17 protein-coding genes and 1 riboswitch are annotated in these 18,134 nt (G+C 37.2%); of the genes, 14 read left to right on the forward strand and 3 right to left on the reverse strand.

What is annotated here, in order from left to right; genetic code table 11:
- Positions 1–25: 25 nt before the first annotated feature.
- The 4 genes from DQM95_RS04745 to DQM95_RS04760 all read left to right on the forward strand — a co-directional run bounded on the left by DQM95_RS04745 (position 26) and on the right by DQM95_RS04760 (position 4,735).
- Entirely contained in the window at positions 26–1,447 is a 1,422-nt protein-coding gene (locus tag DQM95_RS04745) for a glycoside hydrolase family 1 protein (RefSeq protein ID WP_037592217.1), read from the forward strand.
- A gap of 227 nt (positions 1,448–1,674) precedes the next feature.
- Positions 1,675–2,658 (forward strand): GMP reductase, encoded by a 984-nt coding sequence (guaC, locus tag DQM95_RS04750; RefSeq protein ID WP_037592216.1) that lies wholly within the window; start codon positions 1,675–1,677, stop codon positions 2,656–2,658.
- 42 nt (positions 2,659–2,700) lie between these two features.
- A riboswitch (purine riboswitch) is annotated at positions 2,701–2,796 on the forward strand.
- A gap of 83 nt (positions 2,797–2,879) precedes the next feature.
- Entirely contained in the window at positions 2,880–3,461 is a 582-nt protein-coding gene (locus DQM95_RS04755; protein ID WP_037592215.1) for a xanthine phosphoribosyltransferase, read from the forward strand.
- Positions 3,461–4,735, forward strand: a complete 1,275-nt coding sequence (locus DQM95_RS04760) for a nucleobase:cation symporter-2 family protein (protein WP_012658369.1) — start codon at positions 3,461–3,463, stop codon at positions 4,733–4,735. The genes DQM95_RS04755 and DQM95_RS04760 overlap by 1 nt, the downstream gene beginning before the upstream one ends.
- A 23-nt stretch (positions 4,736–4,758) precedes the next feature.
- On the opposite strand, the gene DQM95_RS04765 is transcribed toward DQM95_RS04760, so the two are convergent.
- Together DQM95_RS04765 and DQM95_RS04770 are read right to left on the reverse strand one after the other, a co-directional pair.
- Complete coding sequence (locus DQM95_RS04765; protein ID WP_037592213.1) at positions 4,759–5,697, reverse strand: FAD:protein FMN transferase; 939 nt, start codon at positions 5,695–5,697, stop codon at positions 4,759–4,761.
- Positions 5,698–5,765: 68 nt separating this feature from the next.
- Positions 5,766–5,951, reverse strand: a complete 186-nt coding sequence (locus tag DQM95_RS04770; protein ID WP_012658371.1) for a 4-oxalocrotonate tautomerase — start codon at positions 5,949–5,951, stop codon at positions 5,766–5,768.
- Positions 5,952–6,215: 264 nt separating this feature from the next.
- On the opposite strand from DQM95_RS04770, the gene DQM95_RS04775 reads away from it, so the two are divergent.
- The 9 genes from DQM95_RS04775 (at position 6,216) to DQM95_RS04815 (ending at position 14,431) form a co-directional block, all read left to right on the forward strand.
- Positions 6,216–6,794: a thymidine kinase gene (locus DQM95_RS04775; RefSeq protein WP_037592210.1), complete on the forward strand. Its 579-nt coding sequence runs from the start codon at positions 6,216–6,218 to the stop codon at positions 6,792–6,794.
- A gap of 17 nt (positions 6,795–6,811) precedes the next feature.
- The gene (gene prfA / locus DQM95_RS04780) at positions 6,812–7,891 is read left to right on the forward strand and encodes a peptide chain release factor 1 (protein ID WP_037592208.1); all 1,080 of its coding nucleotides are present in this window, start codon (positions 6,812–6,814) and stop codon (positions 7,889–7,891) included.
- Positions 7,891–8,715 carry a peptide chain release factor N(5)-glutamine methyltransferase gene (gene prmC, locus DQM95_RS04785; RefSeq protein WP_046391271.1) on the forward strand — a complete coding sequence of 275 codons (825 nt, stop codon included), beginning with the start codon at positions 7,891–7,893 and terminating at the stop codon, positions 8,713–8,715. Before prfA ends, prmC begins: the two co-directional genes overlap by 1 nt.
- A complete protein-coding gene (locus DQM95_RS04790; RefSeq protein WP_037592513.1) occupies positions 8,711–9,307 on the forward strand; it encodes an L-threonylcarbamoyladenylate synthase in 597 nt (198 codons plus the stop codon). Before prmC ends, DQM95_RS04790 begins: the two co-directional genes overlap by 5 nt.
- Before the next feature lie 25 nt (positions 9,308–9,332).
- On the forward strand, positions 9,333–10,592 hold the full coding sequence (gene glyA, locus DQM95_RS04795) for a serine hydroxymethyltransferase (protein WP_037592206.1): 1,260 nt from the start codon (positions 9,333–9,335) through the stop codon (positions 10,590–10,592).
- 3 nt (positions 10,593–10,595) lie between these two features.
- Positions 10,596–11,573 (forward strand): nucleoid-associated protein, encoded by a 978-nt coding sequence (locus tag DQM95_RS04800; RefSeq protein WP_037592204.1) that lies wholly within the window; start codon positions 10,596–10,598, stop codon positions 11,571–11,573.
- Complete coding sequence (locus tag DQM95_RS04805; RefSeq protein WP_012658378.1) at positions 11,574–12,176, forward strand: lysozyme family protein; 603 nt, start codon at positions 11,574–11,576, stop codon at positions 12,174–12,176.
- Between the two features lie 299 nt (positions 12,177–12,475).
- The gene (nox, locus tag DQM95_RS04810; RefSeq protein ID WP_037592202.1) at positions 12,476–13,843 is read left to right on the forward strand and encodes a H2O-forming NADH oxidase; all 1,368 of its coding nucleotides are present in this window, start codon (positions 12,476–12,478) and stop codon (positions 13,841–13,843) included.
- 57 nt (positions 13,844–13,900) lie between these two features.
- Entirely contained in the window at positions 13,901–14,431 is a 531-nt protein-coding gene (locus DQM95_RS04815) for a dihydrofolate reductase family protein (RefSeq protein ID WP_037592201.1), read from the forward strand.
- Positions 14,432–14,461: 30 nt separating this feature from the next.
- Here DQM95_RS04815 and DQM95_RS04820 read toward each other — a convergent pair whose 3' ends face one another.
- The gene (locus DQM95_RS04820; protein WP_012658381.1) at positions 14,462–15,445 is read right to left on the reverse strand and encodes an L-lactate dehydrogenase; all 984 of its coding nucleotides are present in this window, start codon (positions 15,443–15,445) and stop codon (positions 14,462–14,464) included.
- 191 nt (positions 15,446–15,636) lie between these two features.
- Between DQM95_RS04820 and gyrA the strand changes: the two genes are divergently transcribed.
- On the forward strand, positions 15,637–18,132 hold the full coding sequence (gene gyrA / locus DQM95_RS04825) for a DNA gyrase subunit A (RefSeq protein ID WP_111685956.1): 2,496 nt from the start codon (positions 15,637–15,639) through the stop codon (positions 18,130–18,132).
- Positions 18,133–18,134: the final 2 nt, after the last annotated feature.

The following is an 18,134-nucleotide window of genomic DNA, read 5'->3' on the forward strand; positions in this document are numbered from 1 at the left end:
TCACGATATAAAAGGAGATTATCTGATGTTGCATAAAACTTTGAAACCTTTTCCTGAAGACTTCTTTTGGGGGGCATCTACCTCAGCTTACCAAGTTGAAGGAGCAGCTTTAGAAGATGGTAAAGGACCATCATGTCAAGATGTTAAGGAAATTCCTGAAGGAACTTCTGATTTGTCTGTCTCTGTAGATCATTACCATCGTTTTAAAGAGGACATTGCCTTAATGGCGGAAATGGGATTTAAATCCTATCGTTTTTCAATTTCATGGACACGTATTTTGCCTGAGGGCACAGGACGTGTCAATCAAGCAGGGGTTGATTTTTATAATCAGCTCATTGATGAGTGTTTAAAATATGATATTGAGCCAATTGTAACCATGTTCCATTTTGATATGCCTGCTGCATTAGATGAAAAAGGGTCTTGGTCAAAACGTGAATCCATTGATTGGTTTGCTGAATTCGCAACAGTTCTCTTCAAAGAGTTTGGAGACCGTGTTAAGTATTGGTTAACCATTAATGAACAAAACATGTTGACATTAGTTGGACCAGTTATCGGAACCTTACATGTTCCAGAAGGAACAACAAATCTTACCAAAGAAATTTACCAACAAAATCACCACCAACTTGTAGCACAAGCCAAAGCCATGCAAATTTGTCATGAAATGCTTCCAGAAGCAAAAATTGGTCCAGCTCCTAATATTTCACTCGTTTATGCTGCCTCTTCAAAACCAGAAGATGTTTTAGCGGCACAAAACTATAATGCTATTCGTAACTGGTTGTATCTTGATGCTGCAGTACATGGTGTTTATAACTCTCTTGTATGGGCATATCTTGAGGAATTGGATGCAACTCCAGAGGTGACTGCAGATGACTTGGCAACTATGCAAGCAGGAAAACCTGATTTTATTGGTTTTAACTACTATAATACAGCAACTGTTGAAGCATCTGACGGTAGTGAGACACTTGATCCTTCTGCAGATCAACAAACACAACGAGGTGAAGCAGGTTTCTATCGTGGAACAGATAATCCAAATCTTCCAAAAACAGAATTCGGATGGGAAATTGACCCAATGGGATTCCGTGCGACAATGAGAGAAATGTATAGCCGTTACCGCCTTCCAATGTTGGTAACAGAAAATGGTCTTGGTGCCTATGATACCTTAACAGAAGATGGTAAAATTCATGACCAATACCGCATTAATTATTTACGCGCCCATATTGAACAAATTCAATTAGCCATCAGTGATGGCGTAGAAATGCTTGGCTATAATCCATGGTCAGCTATCGATTTGATTTCAACACATGAAGGTATCAAAAAACGTTATGGCTTTATTTATGTTGACCGTGATGAATTTGACTTAAAAACTTTGAATCGTTACCGTAAAGATTCTTTCTACTGGTATCAAAAAGTGATTAAAACAAATGGTCAAGATTTAAGTGATATGTAAAAAGAAGTCTCCCTAGCAAACTAGGGAGATTTTTTGATTAAAATCCGAACAAAACGAAAATTATATCCTGAAAAATTGACAAAAAATAAACGTTGCTGTAAAATATCTCTAGGAAGGGTAAGTTTTTACCTAGCGATGTCTCTTTTAGAGATTATAGGAAGGTCATTTAATTATTGTTTTGATGTGATTTTAGAACACATCAATGTCTTTTAAAAGGAGAAAAACTTATGTTTAATGACATGCCTGTATTTGATTATGAAGATATTCAATTAATTCCTAATAAGTGTATCATTAATAGTCGTTCTGAGGCTGATACAAGCGTTCAACTTGGAAAATACAGTTTTAAATTACCAGTCATACCAGCTAATATGCAAACGATCATTGACGAAACGATTGCTGAACAATTAGCAAAAGATGGTTATTTTTATATCATGCATCGATTCGATGAAGAAAGCCGTAAGCCTTTTATTAAGCGCATGCATGAGCAAAACTTGATTGCTTCCATTTCAGTTGGTGTAAAGGAATATGAATACGATTTTGTCACTTCTTTAAAAGAAGATGCCCCTGAATTTGTGACAATTGATATCGCCCATGGACACGCCAATAGTGTTATCAAGATGATTCAGCACATCAAAAAAGAATTACCAGAGACATTTGTTATCGCTGGCAATGTTGGGACACCTGAAGCAGTACGTGAATTGGAAAATGCAGGAGCAGATGCAACAAAAGTTGGCATCGGACCTGGTAAAGTATGTATCACAAAAGTTAAAACTGGTTTTGGAACAGGTGGCTGGCAATTAGCTGCTTTACGTTGGTGTGCCAAAGCTGCGCGTAAACCAATAATCGCGGATGGTGGTATTCGCACTCATGGAGATATTGCCAAGTCTATCCGATTTGGTGCAACTATGGTCATGATTGGTTCGCTTTTTGCAGGACATCTTGAAAGTCCTGGTAAACTCGTTGAAATCGATGGTGAAACCTTTAAAGAATACTATGGTTCAGCATCTGAGTATCAAAAGGGAGAACACAAAAATGTTGAAGGTAAAAAAATCTTATTACCAACAAAAGGTCATCTTTCGGATACCTTAACAGAAATGAAACAAGATTTGCAATCCTCAATTTCATATGCGGGAGGAAAAGATTTAGCTGCTCTTCGTCGCGTCGATTACGTTATTGTCAAAAATTCCATCTGGAATGGTGATTCTATCTAAGAAGGTCTTGAATTTTCAGAAATTCGTGATATGATAGTCATAACAAAAATTGAATAAACTACTTATTTATACTGTGAATTGGCGCAGTGTTTCTACAAGACACCGTAATGTCTAACAATAAGTAAGCTAAAAAGCTTGCTTGGTTTTAACCTTGCAAAGCAGGAGGAGTAGTGTCCTCTTGTTTTGTGGCAAGCTTTTTTTGTTTTTAGAAAGAGGTCATCATGAAATTACTTGAAGAACGTATTTTAAAAGATGGTAACGTTCTAGGCGAAAACATTTTAAAGGTTGATAGTTTTCTAACACATCAAGTGGATTATCACTTGATGCGTGACATTGGTAAAGTTTTTGCTGAATCATACGCGGATGCTGGTATCACGAAGGTTGTGACAATCGAAGCATCTGGTATTGCTCCAGCCGTTTATGTCGCGGAAGCTTTAAAAGTCCCTATGATCTTTGCAAAGAAACATAAAAATATCACCATGACCGAAGGTATTTTAACTGCGGAGGTATACTCATTTACTAAACAGGTAACCAGCACGGTTTCTATTGCAAGTAAATTTTTGAGTAAAGATGATAAAGTCTTAATTATTGATGACTTTTTAGCTAATGGTCAAGCCGCAAAAGGCCTAATTGAAATTATTCAACAAGCGGGTGCCAGTGTTGAAGGTGTTGGCATTGTGATTGAAAAGTCATTTCAAGATGGTCGTCAATTACTTGAAAATATGGGAGTTAAGGTTACTTCTCTAGCACGTATCAAAAATTTTGAAAATGGAAGATTAAACTTTATGGAGGCCGACGCATAATGCAAACGGAAACACAACATTCACATTCACAATCAGCGATTTTAGGATTACAACATTTATTATCAATGTATGCTGGTTCTATTCTAGTTCCCATCATGATTGCTGGAGCTTTAGGTTACTCTGCTAAAGAATTGACTTATTTGATTTCAACAGATATTTTCATGTGTGGCCTTGCAACTTTTTTACAGTTGCAATTTAATAAGTACTTTGGAGTGGGACTACCTGTCGTTCTTGGTTGTGCTTTTCAATCAGTGGCACCTCTATCAATTATTGGGGCTAAACAAGGTTCTGGTGCTATGTTTGGTGCCTTGATTGCCTCAGGTCTTTTTGTCATTCTTATCGCAGGCGTTTTTTCAAAAATTGCGCGTTTCTTCCCAGCAATTGTAACAGGTTCGGTTATTACAACCATTGGTCTTTCATTAATTCCAGTTGCAATGGGAAATATGGGCAATAATACACCAAAACCAACAGGTCAAAGCCTTATTTTAGCCTTTTTAACTATTTTTATTATTTTGGCTATTCAAAAATTTGCGACTGGCTTTATCAAATCAATTGCTATCTTAATTGGCTTAATTGCCGGAACTCTGGTTGCAGCCTTGATGGGACTTGTTGATACTTCAGCTGTTTCTAGTGCCCCATGGGTCCATGTACCAACACCATTTTACTTTGGAGCACCAAAATTTGAAATTACTTCAATTGTTATGATGTGTATTATTGCAATTGTTTCGATGGTGGAGTCAACAGGTGTATATTTAGCCCTATCTGATATTACCGATGAAACACTTGATAGCAATCGTTTAAGAAATGGTTACCGTGCGGAAGGTTTAGCTGTTTTGTTAGGCGGAATCTTTAATACTTTCCCCTATACAGGTTTTTCTCAAAATGTAGGATTGGTTAGATTGTCTGGTATTAAAACGAGACGTCCAATCTATTACACTGCAGCCTTTCTTGTAGTTATCGGTTTACTTCCAAAATTTGGAGCTTTAGCTCAAATGATTCCAAGCCCAGTTCTTGGTGGAGCAATGCTTGTTTTATTTGGTATGGTAGCATTGCAAGGCATGCAAATGTTAAATCGTGTTGATTTCCAAGGAAATGAACATAACTTTATTATTGCAGCTGTTTCAATTTCAGCCGGTGTTGGCTTTAATGGAACCAACCTATTTGCAAGTTTACCTTCAACCGCAAATATGTTTTTGACAAATGGGATTGTCATTGCAACAGTAACAGCGGTACTTTTAAATCTCATTTTTAATGGTAATACAAAAGAAAACTAAGCAGGATGTGCTGCTTAGTTTTTTTAGTTGTATAGAAGAGTCCACTTATCTTTAAGACCATTTGAAACAGCTATGCGATTATCTTTAGTTACAATGATGCCTTCAATAGTTGGTAACTGATTGAGAATGTGAAAGACCTTTAAACTATCAAGTCCAAAAAGTCTCGTTGTCCAGATTTCACAATCTAAGGAAGCGTCAGCTATGATTGTTAAGGAGGCCATATCTGTTTCGATTGGGTAACCTGTTTCTTTGTCAAAAATGTGATGGTATTCTTTGTCAGCAATTTTTAGGCGACGCTCGTAAATACCGGAAGTCACTACAGATTGGTTTTTGATTTTAACCAGACCTAAATTATGTCCTCTTTTTTTCTCAGGATGTTGAATACCGATGTAAAAAAGACCATCGGGACGCTTGCTATTGTCCCCATAGACTAAAACATTGCCTCCTAAATTAATCATGGCACTTTTGATACCGTCTTGAACGAGATAATCCATGATAAGGTCTGCAATGTACCCTTTGGCAAGTGCACCTAGGTCAATTTTCATACCGGGCTCTGTCAAAAAAACGGATGATTTCTCGTGATCAAGAATGATATTTTCTGGATTCGTTAGCGCTAGTTGTTTTTTTATCGTAGCATCGCTTGGAAGGTGAGCATCTGAAAAGCCAATTCTCCAGCTTTGAACTAATGGACCAATGGCGATGTTAAGGTTGCTAGTATCAGCTAAACTGTGTTCTTTTCCAATTTGAATTAATTCAAACAATTGTGGGTGTACAACAATGGCTTTCTGACCAGCATGGTCATTAATGGCCATTAATTCTGAGTCAGCATCATTGGCACTGAATCGATTCTTATAGGTTTCAAAGAGTTGGCAAACAGTCGTTAATTGTTGGTCAGCTCTGCCAGAATCAATTTGTATATCAATTAGAGTTCCCATCATTTTGAGTTGATGTGTGACAAGCATAGCAATCTCCTTAAACAAGTAGCGCAAGAATCAGAAAAAGAAGGCTAAATTGCTTTAGCCTTTTTAGTCTAGTTTTTGGTTTTCATTTCTCCATGAGGAAAGTAGCTTCCTTCAGGCATATCATTGATCATGACATGAATGTTTTCTTTTGGTGCTTGAGCAATTCTTGAAACCACTTCTGTGACTTCACGAGCGAGTTCTATTTTTTGTTCTTGGCTACGCCCTTCAAATAAATCAATGGTAACAAATGGCATTTTCATGACTTCCTTTCTTTTTCTGCATCTATTTTACCATGTTTTTGGATTTTTGACTATTGAAACCGCTATTATGAAAATGGATTATTTTCATTTCATAATAAGTTAGTGGATTTAGTAAATAAGTATTTTTCCCATAAAAGGATAGTCTTCGTATAGTATCTATTAGAGTTTTAGAAACTTAAATCTTTGAAAGCTTACATCGCAAAATGATGACTTTTGTGGTAGAATAGTTTAGATAAATGAAGAAGGTAGGACCCAATTGTGGCTCAGTTATACTATAAGTATGGGACAATGAATTCAGGTAAATCCATTGAGATTTTAAAAGTTGCCCACAATTACGAAGAGCAAGGAAAACCAGTTGTCATTATGACAAGTGCACTTGATACTAGGGATGGTTTTGGCATCGTTTCAAGTCGAATTGGTATGAGAAGAGAAGCAGTACCCATCACAGATGAGATGGATATTTTTAACTACATTGATGCATTGGACGATAGACCATATTGTGTCTTGATTGATGAGTGCCAGTTTCTAAGCAAAAAAAATGTTTATGATTTAGCACGGGTTGTGGATGAATTGCAAGTCCCAGTTATGGCCTTTGGTTTAAAAAATGATTTTCAAAACGAACTCTTTGAAGGTTCCAAATACCTTTTGTTACTAGCTGATAAAATTGACGAAATCAAAACGATTTGTCAATATTGCAGTAAAAAAGCCATTATGCAATTGCGGATGAAAGACAATCGTCCCATATACGAAGGCGAACAAATTCAAATTGGCGGTAATGAAACTTACATTCCAGTTTGTCGTAAACATTATTTTCACCCACCGATTAATGAAGATTAAGGAGAACGATTCATAACATGAATATATATGATCAACTACAAAGTCTTGAAGATAGATATGAAGAGTTAGGGGAACTCTTAAGTGACCCAGAGGTTGTTTCAGATACCAAACGCTTTATGGAATTATCAAAAGAAGAAGCGAATACCAGAGAAACAGTTGCTACATATCGCCAATACAAAGATATTATTCAGTCCATTTCAGATGCTGAAGAAATGATTAAAGAATCAGGTGGCGATCCTGAAATTGAAGAAATGGCTAAAGAGGAATTAAAAGAATCAAAAGCCGCTAAAGAAGATTATGAAGAAAAATTAAAAATCCTCTTACTACCTAAAGATCCTAATGATGATAAAAATATTATCTTAGAAATTCGTGGTGCAGCTGGTGGAGATGAAGCGGCACTTTTTGCAGGAGATCTCTTGGATATGTATCAACGCTTTGCTGAATCACAAGGCTGGCGCTTTGAAGTAATGGAGGCATCATACAATGGTGTTGGCGGAATTAAAGAAGTGGTAGCCATGGTTTCTGGTCAATCAGTTTATTCAAAACTAAAATATGAATCGGGAGCTCACCGTGTGCAACGTGTTCCTGTGACAGAAAGTCAAGGACGTGTCCACACTTCTACGGCAACTGTATTGGTTATGCCAGAAATCGAAGATGTCGAGTATGACATTGATCCTAAAGATCTAAGAATTGATATTTATCACGCTTCAGGAGCTGGTGGTCAGAACGTCAATAAAGTAGCAACGGCCGTTCGTATTGTCCATCTCCCAACCAATATCAAAGTTGAGATGCAAGAAGAACGAACCCAGCAAAAAAACAGAGATAAAGCCATGAAGATTATTCGAGCTCGTGTGGCTGACCATTTTGCACAAATTGCTCAAGACGAGCAAGATGCTGAGCGTAAATCAACTATTGGTACTGGAGATCGTTCAGAACGTATTCGAACATATAATTTCCCTCAAAACCGTGTGACTGATCATCGCATTGGCTTAACCTTGCAAAAATTAGATACCATCTTGTCAGGTAAAATGGATGAAGTGATTGATGCACTCGTTATGTATGACCAAACTCAAAAACTAGAAACTTTGAATCAATAATGAATTATGCTAAGCAGTTAAAAGCCTACGGTGATCAGCTAGAGGCCATAGGAGAAGACCGAGAAAACCTTGTTTACGTCTTACGTGAATTAAAAAAATGGTCAACCTTAGATTTTATTCAACACCAAAACCGTGAAGTAACTCCTGAAGACCAAGAATTATTGAAAGCTATTATGGCTGAACTCAATCAGCATCGATCTCCCCAGTATATTGTTGGTCAGGCATATTTCCGTGATTTGGTTCTGTCAGTCGATGAGCGCGTTCTTATCCCACGACCTGAGACAGAGGAACTAGTAGATTTGATTCTTGCGGAGAATTCCACACAAAGCTTGCGACTTTTAGATATTGGAACTGGTAGCGGAGCCATTGCTATTAGCCTCAAAAAAGAGCGTCCAGATTGGGATGTTTTTGCTTCTGATATTTCTCCAGAAGCTTTGGCTTTAGCAAACTACAATGCAGAGCAGTTAGGGTGTCAGATTACATTTGTGGAATCAGATATTTTTAGGTCCATTACAGGAAGCTTCGATATAATTGTTTCCAATCCACCTTATATCGCCTTTGAGGATAAGGAAGAAGTTGGGATAAATGTCTTGGAATCAGAGCCACACTTAGCCCTTTTTGCGGAGGAAAATGGCTATGCCATCTATCGAAAAATCATAGAAAAAGCCGCTTTCTACCTCAAAGAAAATGGAAAGCTTTACTTCGAAATAGGCTACAAACAGGGAAAAGTCATAAGGGAAATGTTAGAATCAAGCTTTCCTCACAAAAGGGTACGTCTGTTACAGGATTATTTTGGAAAGGATAGGATGATTTGTCTTGATTGAAGAATTTGAAGAAATTTTAAATAATGGTGGCGCCTTGGTTTTACCAACTGAAACAGTTTATGGTATTTTTGCGAAAGCATTAGATGAAACTGCTGTTAATCATGTTTATCAACTTAAAAAACGGCCTAGAGATAAAGCTATGAATTTAAATGTTGCTGATTATCAGACTATTTTAGAGTTTTCAAAAGAGCAACCAAGTTACTTAAAGGATCTGTTTGAGGCTTTTTTACCTGGTCCCTTAACCATAATTTTGAAAGCAAATAATAAGGTTCCCGTTTGGATTAATTCTGGGAAAAGCACTGTTGGTTTTCGTCTGCCTAACCATTCACTTACTGCTGACTTGATTAAAAAGACTGGCCCATTAATTGGGCCATCTGCAAATATTTCGGGAAATGAAAGTGGTAAAGAATTCGCATCAATCCAGGCTGCATTTGATCATGAAGTTGCTGGTTATGAGGATGATCAAGCTATTACTGGCCAAGATTCCACCATCGTAGATTTATCAGGTGAGAAGGCAAAAATCTTACGTCAAGGTGCCTTAACAGTTGATGAACTCAAAAAAGTTGTCCCTCAGTTAGTTTTTGAAAGCTAATTTGGAGAGTATAAAGGAGTAATATATGATTTTTGATAAAGACAATTTCCAAGAATATGATAAAGAACTTTGGGATGCTATTCATGCCGAAGAAGAAAGACAAGAACATAATATCGAACTGATTGCATCAGAAAATGTCGTTTCCAAAGCTGTCATGAAAGCCCAAGGAACCTTATTAACAAATAAATATGCTGAAGGTTATCCTGGTAAACGATATTACGGTGGAACGGAATGGGTAGATGTTGTTGAAAATTTAGCCATTGAACGTGCCAAGACACTTTTTGGGGCAAAATTTGCGAATGTTCAAGCTCATTCTGGTAGTCAGGCAAATGCCGCGGCTTACATGGCTTTAATTGAATCAGGTGATACAGTCTTAGGCATGGACCTTGCGGCTGGTGGTCACTTGACACATGGGTCACCTGTTAATTTTTCAGGAAAGACTTATAACTTTGTTGGCTATTCGGTAGATAAAGAAACTGAAATGTTAGATTATGAGGCCATTTTAGAACAAGCTAAGGAAATTAAACCAAAACTGATTGTTGCTGGTGCATCAGCTTATTCTCGCATCATTGATTTCAAAAAATTCCGTGAAATTGCAGATGAGGTTGGCGCTTATCTTATGGTTGATATGGCCCATATTGCTGGTTTAGTTGCAACTGGCCTTCACCCTAGTCCAGTAGCTTATGCCGATGTCACTACCTCAACAACCCATAAAACCTTAAGAGGTCCTCGTGGAGGTTTGATTTTAACGAATGATGAAGGATTGGCTAAGAAAATTAATTCTGCTGTTTTCCCTGGATTGCAGGGGGGACCTTTAGAACATGTTATTGCAGCTAAAGCGGTATCCTTTAAAGAAGCGCTAGACCCAGCCTTTACAGATTATGCTAAACAAGTCGTCGCAAATACAGCTGCTATGGCCAACGTTTTTGCAGAGGACAATCGCTTCCGCCTTATTTCTGGAGGCACAGATAATCATGTCTTCCTTGTGGAAGTAACAGGCGTTATTGAAAGTGGGAAAGCAGCTCAAAATCTTCTTGACGAGGTTAATATTACCCTAAACAAGAACTCAATCCCCTTTGAAACCTTATCCCCATTTAAAACCTCTGGTATTCGTATCGGATGTGCAGCCATAACCAGTCGTGGTATGGGAGTTGAGGAAAGTCAACAGATTGCTCAGTTAATTATTAAAGCACTTGTAAACCATGATAATTCATCTATCTTAGAAGAAGTGCGTCAAGAAGTGAGAACCATTACTGATCGTTTCCCACTCTATGAGAACCTTTAAAATATGTTAGATATCTATATACGAAAGATCATCATTCATCAGTTTTCACCGAATGATACAGCTATTTTATTTGGTGAAACTGAAATTACGGTGACCCCTAGAATTGACGAATACTTCCGAAAAAAACTTGCAAAAGTTTTTTCCGAGGATGCCAAACGAGGCCAATTTAAGTCAGACAATCCCTTTTACACACTTATTACTGATGATTTTATGGCAAGCAGTCAATCGATTTCCCAAATGTGGAAGGAAGCTTTTGTCATTTCGGAAGATCAAAAAACAAACGATCTTGTTTTCATCAAGTTTGACAAAGATGGCCAAAACTATTTTGCTTTTTTGAGACTGACCTTAAAAGAATCGTTTGCTCATCTTTCAGATAGTCAGGACAACCCACTCAGTATCACTCAAAATAATTTACCAAGTGCTGCTCAGGCTCCAGACGAAGCATTAGTCATCAATTTAGACACTGGCAACTTCTACTTAATTGAAAAAAGAGTAAAACATAATGGTAGTTTTGAACATTATTTTTCGGAAACCCTTTTAAAAGTCACTCCTGAACAATCCGTAAAAAAATCAATCAAAACCATTGAACAAACAGCTCAAAAAATTGCTGAAAATTTTAACCAAGATGATTTTGCTTTTCAATCAAAAATGAAAACTGCTATTTACAAAAATTTAGATGAAGATGAAGAACTTTCACCTGAAAAGTTAGCGGATCAGTTATTTGAAGATAATTTGACTGCCCGTCTAACTTTTGTTGATCAAGTTAAGGAAAAAATTCCAGAAAAGATTACTGTTAGTGATATCGACTCTTCAAGACAGATTAAGAAATTGGAAAGTCAAAAATTATCCTTGTCAAATGGTATTGAATTGATTGTTCCCAATGCTGTCTATCAAGATGCGGAATCTGTTGAATTTTTGATGAATGATGACGGGACTTATTCAATCTTAATAAAGAATATCGAGGATATTAAAAGTAAATAAATGTTTAAATTTTTAAAGCGTGTTGTTTTTCTAGCTTTTCTGATTTTTTGTTTTTATCAAGCTTATATAACACATCAAAATGTACAAAATGTCATGCAATACAAACCAATGGTTGAAAAAACCTTGGCTGAAAATGATACGACTGCCAATGTTAATTTAGTTTTAGCAATGATCTACACAGAAACAAAAGGTGGTCAGGCAGATGTCATGCAATCTAGCGAAAGTAGTAGTGGTGTGACTAACTCAATTACCGACAGTCAATCTAGTATTCAACACGGTGTCAAACTCTTGTCTGAGAATTTGACTTTAGCTGAGAAAGCTGGAGTAGACTCTTGGACTGCAGTACAAGCTTACAATTTTGGAACAGCTTACATTGATTATGTGGCAAAAAATGGTGGTGACAACACCATCTCTTTGGCTAGTCATTATTCTAAAAGTGTTGTAGCTCCAAGTTTAGGGAATAAGGATGGAAAAATGTATTTATATTACCATCCAATTGCCCTCCTCTATGGCGGTAAACTTTATCAAAATGGTGGTAATATTTATTATTCACGAGAAGTTCATTTTAATTATTACCTCATACAATTATTATCTAAATTTTAATCCTACAAATTTTAAAAAACACATTGATATTAATGTGTTTTTTTATTTTTAGAAACATTCGGAAATGATAAACTTTTTCACAAAATCAGCTATTTTAGTTTGTAAAATCACAAACAAATAATCGAAATATTGTGAATTTATGAACTAAAGCGCGAAAATGCTTTTATTTAGGGATTTTTCAGAATTTGTTATTGAGTGAAAAAAGTAACGATTTGTGAGCATAATGCTTGGAAGCGTTTTATTCCTGTGTTATAATGAAACCCTAAATAAAAATATTGTGAAAAGAGGAACAAATAGATATGAGTAAAATCGTTGTCGTTGGAACAAATCATGCTGGAACTGCAGCTATCAAAACCATGCTAAGTAACTATGGATTAGAAAATGAAATTGTTACATTTGATCAAAATTCTAATATTTCTTTTTTAGGTTGCGGGATGGCATTATGGATTGGCGAACAAATTGATGGTCCAGAAGGCTTGTTCTACTCAAATAAAGAAGAACTTGAATCAATGGGTGCAAAAGTTTATATGGAATCACCTGTTTTAAACATTGATTACGATAAAAAAGAAGTAACGGCTCTTGTAGATGGTAAAGAACACGTTGAATCATATGATAAATTAATTCTTGCGACAGGTTCTCAACCTATCATTCCCCCAATTAAAGGTGTTGAAATTGTTGAAGGGTCACGTGAATTTAAAGCTACCTTAGAAAACCTACAATTTGTGAAACTCTACCAAAACTCAGCCGAAGTTATTGAGAAATTGGAAAAGCCTGGAATTAATCGTGTGGCAGTAGTAGGGGCTGGATATATCGGCGTCGAATTAGCGGAAGCTTTCCAAAGAAAAGGAAAAGAAGTTGTACTTGTTGATATTGCAGAAACTTGTATGGGTGGTTACTATGACCGTGACTTCACTGATTTGATGAGTAAAAATCTTGAAGAACATGGTATTCAATTAGCCTTTGGGCAAGCTGTAAAGGCAGTTGAAGGCAATGGAAAAGTAGAGCGCTTGGTAACTGACAAAGACAGCTTTGATGTCGACATGGTCATTATGGCAGTTGGTTTCCGTCCAAATACAGCTCTTGGTCGTGGTCAGTTGGAAACATTCCGAAATGGTGCTTGGGTCGTTGATAAAAAACAAGAAACCAGCATGAAAGATGTTTATGCAATTGGAGATTGTGCAACTGTTTACGATAATTCAAGAGATGATGTCAATTACATTGCCCTTGCTTCAAATGCAGTTCGTACAGGAATTGTTGCAGCTCACAATGCTTGTGGACATGAACTTGAAGGTGCGGGTGTTCAAGGTTCTAATGGCATTTCAATTTATGGACTAAACATGGTTTCAACTGGATTAACACTAGAAAAAGCTAAAGATGCTGGTTATAATGCTACAGAAACCGGATTTAATGATTTACAAAAACCAGAATTTATTAAACACGACAACCACGAAGTGGCTATCAAAATTGTTTACGATAAAGACAGTCGTGTCATCCTAGGTTGCCAAATGGTTTCAAAAGAAGATGTTTCAATGGGGATTCACATGTTCTCCTTAGCCATTCAAGAAAAAGTAACCATTGAAAAGCTATCTTTAATGGATATCTTCTTCCTACCACATTTCAACAAACCATACAACTATATTACAATGGCAGCTTTAGGCGCAAAATAAAGTCAGCTATGATATGATAAAAGTGTCCATCTTTGGACACTTTTTTAGGAGGAAATAATGAGACCATTAGTTGTTAATATTGCAATGAGCTTAGATGGCTTTATTGCTCGAGAAGACGGTTCTTATGATTGGATTGAAGATCATGGAACTGATGCATATGATAGTCCTAAACAATTTGATAACCCTAAATTTTTTAAATCATGTGATACTGTCATTATGGGAAGAAAAGCCTACGAAGACTGTCCCCTTGAAGACATCGAGGATTATCAAGATAAGCACTTTTATGTTGCCAGTCATCATGAGTTAAAAACGTCATATCCCAATCTCACCTTTACAAAAGACATAGTCGCAGTTGTGAAAGAGGAAAAAGCAAAAGTTGGAGGCCCCATATGGCTTTTTGGAGGTGCTGATCTCTTGCAATTGATGATCGAAGAAGACTTAATTGATCGTTATGTGATTGGGATAATACCAACAATTTTAGGTCAGGGGCGCCCCTTATTTAAAGGTCAAAGTATAGAACACAAGTTACGCTTGATAGAATCAACAGTAACAGATGGTATTGCCATGCTCGTTTATGAAAAGCGATAAAAAAAAGAGGTCTTAGACCTCTTTTTTTGATTAGTTTTTAGCAACAGAAGCAAATTCTTCTTTAGCAAAAGCTTCGTCAATAATATCTTTTAATTGTTTTGCAGATGCTTGCATTTTTTGCAACTCAGCATCGTTTAATGGAATGTTTACTGGACGGACAACACCGTAGGCACCGACGATAGCTGGTTGTCCAATGTAACAATCTTCAACACCTTCATATTGGCCTTCTTGGAAAACAGAAAGTGGAAGTACTGCATTTTCATCATCAAGGATAGCTTTAGTAATACGGGCTAAAGCAACAGCAATACCATAGAATGTTGCCCCTTTTTTGTTAATGATTGAGTAAGCTGCATCACGAACTGATACAAATAGATCAATCAAACCTTGTTCATCAATGTCGCGGTTATCTTGTAACCATTGTTCAAGTTTTACACCAGCAACGTTGGCATGTGACCAAACTGCAAATTCTGAGTCACCGTGTTCACCCATGATGTATGCGTGAACGGAACGAGCATCAACACCAATTTTATCAGCAAGCGCTTGACGGAAACGAGCAGAATCAAGTGAAGTACCTGAACCGATAACACGTTCTTTAGGGAAACCAGAGAATTTCCAAGTTGAGTAAGTAAGAACGTCTACAGGGTTAGCTGCTACTAAGAAAATACCGTTGAAACCAGAAGCAACAATTTGTGTTACGACTTCTTTGTTGATACGAAGGTTTTTCTCAACAAGATCAAGACGAGTTTCACCTGGTTTTTGAGGAGCACCAGCAGTCAAGACAACAAGGTCAGCATCATGACAGTCTGAATACTCAGCAGCATAGATTTTTTTAGGTGATGTAAAGGCTAAAGCGTGGCTTAAATCTTCAGCATCTCCTTGAGTTTTTTCTTTGAAAATATCAATAATTCCAAGTTCTTGTGCAATATTTTGAGTAACAAGTGCAAAAGCGTAAGAAGACCCTACAGCACCATCACCGACTAAGATTACTTTTTTGTGTTGTTTAGTTGCAGTCATTTCTAAACATCTCCTTAATTTTTTTAGGCAAGTGGCCCATACAAATTCATTTTAACACTTTGTGAATAGTTTGTCACGACTTTCACGAAAATAATGAAAATAGTTTTCTGACAGCGGTTGCAAAATAGGATAAATAAAGATTTTATGGTATAATGTAATAGAGTTTTGACTAGAAAAGGAGCATTCCTTAAATGCAAGATAGAAATTTAATTGATGTCAATCTAACCAGTGAGATGAAAACATCTTTCATTGACTATGCAATGAGTGTTATCGTCGCTCGTGCCTTACCTGATGTTAGAGACGGTCTAAAACCAGTTCATCGTCGTATTTTATATGGAATGAATGAACTCGGCGTAACGCCAGATAAACCCCATAAAAAATCTGCACGTATTACCGGTGATGTTATGGGTAAATACCATCCACATGGGGACTCTTCTATTTATGAAGCAATGGTAAGGATGGCACAATGGTGGTCATACCGTCATATGCTTGTCGATGGTCATGGAAACTTTGGTTCTATGGACGGAGATGGAGCAGCTGCTCAGCGTTATACAGAAGCTCGTATGAGTAAAATTGCCCTCGAGTTATTAAAAGATATTAATAAAAACACAGTTGATTTCCAAGATAACTACGATGGTAGCGAGCGTGAACCTCTTGTTTTACCGGCGCGTTTCCCTAATCTTTTGGTAAACGGTGCAACAGGTATTGCTGTCGGGATGGCAACTAATATTCCTCCTCACAATTTAGGAGAATCAATTGAAGCTGTAAAGATGGTCATGCAAAATCCAGATTGTACAACGCGTGATTTAATGGAGGTCATCCCAGGACCCGATTTTCCAACAGGAGCATTGGTTATGGGGCGTTCTGGTATTCATAGAGCATATGATACTGGAAAAGGATCCATTGTTCTTCGCTCACGGACCGAAATTGAAACAACGTCAACTGGTCGAGAACGCATTGTTGTTACAGAATTCCCATATGGTGTTAATAAAACTAAAGTTCATGAGCATATCGTACGTTTAGCACAAGAAAAACGTTTAGATGGCATTACCGCTGTTCGTGATGAGTCTAGCAGAGAAGGTGTTCGATTTGTTATCGAAGTGAGACGTGATGCGTCAGCCAATGTGATTTTGAATAATCTCTTCAAACTAACAAGCCTTCAGACTAATTTTAGTTTTAACATGTTAGCCATTGAAAATGGCGTTCCTAAAATTCTAACCTTAAGACAAATCATTGATAATTACATCAAACATCAAATAGAAGTGATCACAAGACGGACGCAGTTCGACAAAGATAAAGCCGAAGCCCGTGCTCATATCTTGGAAGGTTTGTTAATTGCTTTAGATCATTTAGACGAAGTTATTGCTATTATTCGTAATAGTGAAACAGACGTGATTGCTCAAACTGAATTGATGTCTCGTTTTGACCTTTCCGAAAGACAAAGTCAAGCCATTCTTGATATGCGCTTGCGTCGTTTGACAGGTTTGGAACGTGATAAAATTCAATCTGAATATGATGATTTGATTGCTTTAATTGATGATTTGACTGATATTCTTGCTAATCCTGAGCGTGTTAAAGCAATCATTATTGAAGAAATGGATGAGATTAAACGCAAGTATGCTGATGCACGTCGCACAGAACTCATGATTGGTGAGGTCTTGTCATTAGAAGACGAGGACTTGATTGAAGAAGAAGACGTCTTAATTACCTTCTCGAATAAAGGCTATATTAAACGTCTCGCTCAAGATGAATTCCGTGCTCAGAAACGTGGCGGACGTGGCGTGCAAGGGACAGGCGTCAATGATGATGATTTTGTCAAAGAGCTCGTTTCAACAAGTACTCATGATACCTTACTCTTCTTTACTAATAAGGGGCGTGTTTATCGTCTCAAGGCCTATGAAGTACCAGAATATGGTAGAACAGCCAAAGGGTTACCAGTTGTCAACTTATTAAAACTCGATGAAGAAGAAACCATTCAAACTATTATCAAAGCAAAACGTGAAGATATTGAAGGTAAATATTTCTTCTTTACTACAAGACAAGGTCTTGTCAAGCGAACCAATGCATCAGAGTTTCACAATATCAGACAAAATGGTCTACGAGCTCTAAACCTGAAAGAAGGAGATGAGCTTATTAATGTCTTAATGACTAATGGTCAGGAAGATATTATTATTGGAACGCGTTTAGGCTATTCGGTTCGTTTTAATGAATCAAGTATCCGTCAAATGGGACGTTCTGCAACAGGTGTTCGTGGCGTTAAATTACGTGACCAAGATTTAGTTGTAGGAGCGGCTCGTATTACTAATGATCAAGAAGTTCTCATTATCACTGAAAATGGCTATGGGAAGAAGACCTTAGCCAGTGAGTATCCAACTAAAGGCCGAGGCGGTAAAGGGATTAAAACAGCCAATATCACAGCTAAAAACGGTCCAATAGCAGGACTTGTGACAGTATCTGGACAAGAAGATATCATGATTATCACTAATAAAGGGGTTATCATTAGAACTCATATTTCTGATGTGTCACAAACTGGACGGGCCACACTTGGTGTTAAGGTCATGAGATTGGACCAAGATGCGAAAATTGTAACCTTCGCTTTGGTTAATCCTGAGGAGGATGAGCCAGAATTAGCAGAAGAACAGAAGGTTAAATTAGATTCACCTTCTGAAGAAATGAATGAGGAGTGAAG

Source organism: Streptococcus uberis (assembly GCF_900475595.1).
Classification (GTDB): domain Bacteria; phylum Bacillota; class Bacilli; order Lactobacillales; family Streptococcaceae; genus Streptococcus; species Streptococcus uberis.

Excerpts from the sequence above, each read along its gene's own strand:
- DQM95_RS04800 (WP_037592204.1), top strand. The coding sequence starts at position 10,596 with ATGTTAGATATCTATATACGAAAGATCATCATTCATCAGTTTTCACCG.
- DQM95_RS04765 (WP_037592213.1), bottom strand. The coding sequence starts at position 5,697 with ATGCTTGTCACACATCAACTCAAAATGATGGGAACTCTAATTGATATA.
- gyrA (WP_111685956.1), top strand. The coding sequence starts at position 15,637 with ATGCAAGATAGAAATTTAATTGATGTCAATCTAACCAGTGAGATGAAA.
- DQM95_RS04770 (WP_012658371.1), bottom strand. The coding sequence starts at position 5,951 with ATGCCATTTGTTACCATTGATTTATTTGAAGGGCGTAGCCAAGAACAA.
- DQM95_RS04760 (WP_012658369.1), top strand. The coding sequence starts at position 3,461 with ATGCAAACGGAAACACAACATTCACATTCACAATCAGCGATTTTAGGA.
- nox (WP_037592202.1), top strand. The coding sequence starts at position 12,476 with ATGAGTAAAATCGTTGTCGTTGGAACAAATCATGCTGGAACTGCAGCT.
- guaC (WP_037592216.1), top strand. The coding sequence starts at position 1,675 with ATGTTTAATGACATGCCTGTATTTGATTATGAAGATATTCAATTAATT.
- DQM95_RS04745 (WP_037592217.1), top strand. The coding sequence starts at position 26 with ATGTTGCATAAAACTTTGAAACCTTTTCCTGAAGACTTCTTTTGGGGG.
- DQM95_RS04755 (WP_037592215.1), top strand. The coding sequence starts at position 2,880 with ATGAAATTACTTGAAGAACGTATTTTAAAAGATGGTAACGTTCTAGGC.
- DQM95_RS04815 (WP_037592201.1), top strand. The coding sequence starts at position 13,901 with ATGAGACCATTAGTTGTTAATATTGCAATGAGCTTAGATGGCTTTATT.
- DQM95_RS04820 (WP_012658381.1), bottom strand. The coding sequence starts at position 15,445 with ATGACTGCAACTAAACAACACAAAAAAGTAATCTTAGTCGGTGATGGT.
- DQM95_RS04805 (WP_012658378.1), top strand. The coding sequence starts at position 11,574 with ATGTTTAAATTTTTAAAGCGTGTTGTTTTTCTAGCTTTTCTGATTTTT.
- prmC (WP_046391271.1), top strand. The coding sequence starts at position 7,891 with ATGAATTATGCTAAGCAGTTAAAAGCCTACGGTGATCAGCTAGAGGCC.
- prfA (WP_037592208.1), top strand. The coding sequence starts at position 6,812 with ATGAATATATATGATCAACTACAAAGTCTTGAAGATAGATATGAAGAG.
- glyA (WP_037592206.1), top strand. The coding sequence starts at position 9,333 with ATGATTTTTGATAAAGACAATTTCCAAGAATATGATAAAGAACTTTGG.